Genomic DNA, 5,300 nt, shown 5'->3' on the forward strand with positions numbered 1-5,300 from the left:
ATGAAAATAGCTTTATTCCAGCTAAGAACTCAAAACATCACAGATTGACGGAAGAGGAAAAGCAACTAAATCGTGAGATGGCAGCGATTCGTATCCAAATTGAGCATTTCAATGCGAAGTTTAAGACGTTTCAAATCATGAAACAAGACTATCGTGGTCGGAGAAAACGTTTTGAAATACGTGCTGAGTTAATTTGTGGGATTATTAATTTTGAAACCAAGTAGTTACCGAACAAGTCTAGTCATTTAGTTTATATTTTTATTACTTCGTTAACTCGTCTTGCTGTACCCCAGTACTACCTGCGACTCGTTGCCTAGTACTAAAAATAAACTAAACGGCTATAAGAGGATTAGTCCTCTTTTTCAATTGGTGCAAGACTTGCTAAGACTTTTTTAAGCCCCATCTCTGGGAAATTGATTTTTAATTCTTGACTACTACCACTACCCGTAACTTCAAGGACAGTCCCCTGTCCCCATTTGCGGTGAATAGCAATATCTCCCACTGACCAATCTGCTTGCGACGCAACCTTGCTCTTTCCAAAAGGTAGATTGTCTCCAAAACTAGGAGGCTGAATTTGAGATTTGCGGGACTGGATGGCCTGCTGTAAACTCATGCCTTTGCCAAACTTGCTAGTCTGACCATTGACATAGGAGGCTTTAAAAGCTGTATTAGCAGGTCTTGCCAACCCTTGATAATCCAGCAAATCACTCGATACCTCTCGGATAAAACGGCTAGGCTGATTGTAGCTGCTCCGTCCAAATAAAAGGCGCGAATTGGCATTGGTCAGGTAAAGCTGTTTCTCTGCACGGGTAATGCCTACATACGCCAAGCGGCGCTCTTCTTCCAATTCATCCTCATCTTCAGCCGCTCTGCTGAGTGGAAACACATTTTCCTCCATACCGATGAGGAAGACAACTGGAAATTCAAGTCCCTTGGCCGCATGCAGGGTCATTAAGGTCACTTCTGAACTCTCACGATCACCGTCATCCGTATCTGCAATCAATGCCAAGTCATTGAGGAAACGGCTTAGAGTTTCCAAACCTGTTTCTCCCTCTACCCTATTTTCCTCATCAAAATGTTTGGTTACAGAGAGAAATTCCTGCAAGTTTTCAATACGAGCATTGGCTTCCAAGGTCGCTTGGACGGTGAGCGATTCAGTATAGCCAGTCTTACTCAAAACTGCTTCAACCAGCTCTGTAATCGAAAGCTTATCCAGCTGCTCCCGTAACTGATAGAGGAGATTTGCCAAGTCAAAGACAGCCTGAGCTGCCTTGCCCTTAATGCCAGACAATATGATATTCTGACTCGCTTCAAGCAAGGACAGGTCTTGCATTTGGGCAAAATCACGGATCTTGTCCACCGTACCAGGTCCTACCCCTCGCTTTGGTTCATTGACAATCCGCTCAAAGGATAAGTTATCCGCCGGATTTGCAATCACATTGAGATAAGCAATGGTATCACGAATTTCTTTACGACTATAAAACTTAGTTCCTCCGACCATGGTATAGGGAATATTAGCCTTTAACAAGGCTTCTTCAATCGTACGAGATTGGGCATTGGTCCTGTACAGTACGGCAAAATCACGATAGGGACGCCCTCCTCGCACCAATTCATCAATCTGACCTGCGACATAAATCGACTCGTCCTGCTCATCATGTGCTCGATAGTAGATAATCTTCTCGCCCTCATCATTTTGCGTCCAGAGGTTTTTAGGACGGCGGTTGCGATTGTTGTTAATGACATCATTGGCTGCCTGTAACACGGTCTTTGTTGAGCGATAATTTTCTTCCAGAAGCACAACCTTACTTTCTGGATAATCCTTCTCAAAATCAAGGATATTTTGCATATCAGCCCCACGCCAGCCATAGATTGACTGGTCTGCGTCTCCAACAACACAGATGTTTTTAAAACGCGAAGCAAGCAACTTCACCAACTGATATTGAGCATGGTTGGTATCCTGATACTCATCAACATGAATATACTGGAATTTCTGCTGGTAATAGGTCAGTACATCTTGATTTTGATCAAACAAGCGCAAGGTTAACATGATTAAATCATCAAAGTCTACCGCCTCACTCATGCGCAATTCTTTCTGATAGGCTGTATAACACTTGGCAACAATCTGGGTATAGATGTCCCCTGCTTGACTTTCATAGGCCACTTCGTCAATCAAATCATTTTTAGCATTGGAAATCGTCCCTAGGATAGAGCGTTCGCTCCACTTCTTCGGATCCAGATTCAGATTTTTCAAAATCCGCTTCATCAAGGTTCGCTGCTCCCCTGGATCTACAATGGTAAAATTACGATTATAGCCAATATGATCAGCGTCTCGACGCAAAATCCGCACGCACATTGAGTGGAAGGTGGCAATCAAACAATCCTGCGTTGCAGGATTTAAGAGAAGAGCCCGCTCCTTCATCTCTCGCGCTGCTTTATTGGTAAAGGTAATGGCCAAAATATTCCAAGGGTTTACTAATTTTTCATCAATTAGATAGGCAATCCGGTGCGTCAAGACCCGGGTCTTACCAGAACCCGCTCCTGCCATAATCAACAAGGGGCCTTCTGTTGTTTGAACTGCCTCTGCTTGCCTATCATTCATTCCATTTAATAAAGGATCCATCTTCTCTCCTCATCTCTTATCTTTCATACTCTATAAAATTTCTAAGATACAAAGCCATTAAAAATCTTAATCCGTGTTCAATTGCTTTGCTTTTGATTTTTGACGAGTATGAGTATCAGAACATCACGGGTCCATAACAGATTTCCCTCTGATTTTCCAAGCCCGCCAATTCTATTATTATATCAAAAAGTGGGAAAAAAAGCGCCAATCTTTTTAGGGGGAATCTCCTTTTCTAATTCCAGCAATGATAAGCAAAACAATCTGGAGACTACTGCTCCAGATTGTTAGAGTTCTTATTCTGCACCCAATGCTGCCATTGTGATGTAGTTGTATGGCTTGTTGAAGTGTGGCAAGAAGAAGATGTCAAGAAGCGCTAGGCGTTCGATTGTTACTTTTTCTTGGATAGCAAGTGAGAACATGTGGATTCCCATAGACATATCTTCTTTAGAAGCCATCTGTGCTCCGAGAACAACACGTGTGTCCTTATCGTAAACAATTTTAATCGTTACTGGGAAGTTATCATGCTCGATAAATTCTGGTTTTTGGTTATCTGTAAATTCAGTCACCACTGCATTGTAGCCAAAGCGTTTTGCTTTTTCAAGAGTCAAACCAGTTGATACCATCTTAAGGTCGTAGATAGCGATACCATTAGAACCTTGCACACCGATTGATTCAAGTTCAGTTCCACATGCATTGTGAGCTGCTACAATACCTGAACGAACGGCGTTAGTTGCAAGAGCGATATAGTTTGTATCACCGATTGAGTTATCATATACAGTCGCACAGTCACCGATTGCATATACATCTTTAAGGCTTGTTTCTTGCTTTTTGTTAACAAGGAAAGCACCGTTGCGGAAGAGTTCAATCTTACCGTCTCCAAGACCAGTGTTTGGACGGAAACCAACAGCCAAGATAACCATATCAACGTCAAACGTTTCTTTATCTGTTACGATACGCTCTACTTTTCCGTCACCTTCAATTGCTTGTACGGTTTGACCAAATGCCAATTTGATACCGTGGTCTTCAAGGTTTTTGCTCATCATGTCTGTCAAATCGCGGTCATAGTAACCAGCCAAGCAAGTGTCTACAACGTCGATTAGGATAACTTCTTTACCTTTACGTTCAAAGGCTTCTGCAAGTTCCACACCGATATAGCCAGCACCAACAACTGCTACGCGTTTGATGTCTTCATCTTTCAATTTTTCAATGACATCTGCTGAGTTTTGGTACAATTTAACAAATTGAAGATTTTTAAGTGTTGCTTCAAATTCACGTGAACCTTCTTTGATTTCTGCACCTTTGATTGGTGGCAAGATTGGTTGTGAACCTGTCGCAAAAATCAATTTGTCATAAGACTCAACATGCTTGCTTCCATCTTCTAAAAGAACGTGTACTTCTTTTTTATCATAGTCCACAGCCTCAACTGGTGAGTTCATGTATACTTTTGCACCAAGGCTTTCCAATTGCTCTTTATCAGAGTAGAACAAGCCTTCTGGACCAGAGATTTGCTCACCAATCCATAGCGCCATTCCACAGCCAAGGAAGGAAATGTTTGAGTTTTGGTCGAATACAACAATCTCGTTATCAGCACCATAGTTTGTTAACATAGTTTTGATACAAGCTGTACCTGCGTGGTTTGCACCAACAACAACGATTTTAGACATAAGTAAGTCCCACTTTCCTAAAAAATATTTTTTTACATTCTATAGTATACTAAAATTTGGTACCGATTACAAAAATTATGCTCAAAACATCACAACATTTTTTCTGATGGCTCCATCCCCAAATTTTCTTTGTTAGTAGTCCTTTTATTTTGCTTCACTATTTCTGTAAGTAAACAAAAAATGAAAGCAGTTGCTGATTTGTCGCATGCTCTACCTCAAACACTTGAAAGGTAGGGGATACCTTTGGAGGCGGAGAATAGAAGTTTGCGGAGCAAACTCTCTCTAGGTTCTGCGTCAAATGCTTTGCCCGCTTCCACAGTCTGGGAATAGACTGTGGAAGGTCGGAAATAAAACGAGTGGAACTCGTGTCAACACGTCCTCGTATCTTGTGTAATTGAACTCGGCTAAGCACATAAAAAGGTTGAGGTCAGTGTCCAAAATGGATCTTTCCTCAACCTTTAATCCCCCTTTGGGGGTATGGTTCATGGATTATTTACCAAATACGTTTTTAAGACCTTCTACGGCACCTTCGACAACACCTTTTGCATCTTCAGTGAGTTCTTTTGCTTTATCAGCTGCGCCATCAGCCAATTCTTTTGCCTTACCAGCTGTTTTTTCAACTAAGCCTTCAGCTTCTGTCTTTTTATCACCGATAACTTTTCCAGCTGCTTCTTTTAAGCCACCCGTAACTTGGTCCAACTTTGCTGACAATTTTTCTTCTGACATATGATTGTCCTCCTTTTATTTTATAGTTATTATAATAACATAATATCCACAACACTTCAACTATTTTGCCTCACAATAATATTCTTTTACTGTAATTTTACAATAGACTTGTTCGGTAACCAAATGTGATATACTATTTGTATGGAAACCATGTATGAAAAAGCTCAAAAACTCAGTTCAGAGAACTTCAAACTTCTCATAGGTGTTCAAAAAGAGACCTTTCAAGAAATGCTTACCTGTCTCAATGTAGCTTACCAACGTCAACATCGTCAAGGAGGTCGTCCACGCAA

4 protein-coding genes and 1 pseudogene are annotated in these 5,300 nt (G+C 41.3%); 2 read left to right on the top strand and 3 right to left on the bottom strand.

All coding sequences use genetic code 11. The annotated features are described in order from the left end of the window. Positions 1-224: transposase family protein (locus BU200_RS09945; protein ID WP_142237021.1), on the top strand; the 224-nt coding region annotated here is incomplete at its 5' end. A gap of 125 nt (positions 225-349) precedes the next feature. Here BU200_RS09945 and pcrA read toward each other — a convergent pair. The 3 genes from pcrA to BU200_RS09960 all read right to left on the bottom strand — a co-directional run bounded on the left by pcrA (position 350) and on the right by BU200_RS09960 (position 5,010). Next, complete coding sequence (pcrA, locus tag BU200_RS09950; protein ID WP_075099985.1) at positions 350-2,620, bottom strand: DNA helicase PcrA; 2,271 nt, start codon at positions 2,618-2,620, stop codon at positions 350-352. Positions 2,621-2,913: 293 nt separating this feature from the next. Next, entirely contained in the window at positions 2,914-4,284 is a 1,371-nt protein-coding gene (gene nox / locus BU200_RS09955; protein WP_075099986.1) for a H2O-forming NADH oxidase, read from the bottom strand. Positions 4,285-4,773: 489 nt separating this feature from the next. Next, complete coding sequence (locus BU200_RS09960; RefSeq protein WP_075099987.1) at positions 4,774-5,010, bottom strand: CsbD family protein; 237 nt, start codon at positions 5,008-5,010, stop codon at positions 4,774-4,776. Positions 5,011-5,151: 141 nt separating this feature from the next. Between BU200_RS09960 and BU200_RS11325 the strand changes: the two are divergent. Continuing rightward, a pseudogene (locus BU200_RS11325) lies at positions 5,152-5,300 on the top strand (IS5/IS1182 family transposase); the annotation flags it as partial.

This window comes from Streptococcus acidominimus (assembly GCF_001921825.1).
GTDB classification, from domain to species: domain Bacteria; phylum Bacillota; class Bacilli; order Lactobacillales; family Streptococcaceae; genus Streptococcus; species Streptococcus acidominimus.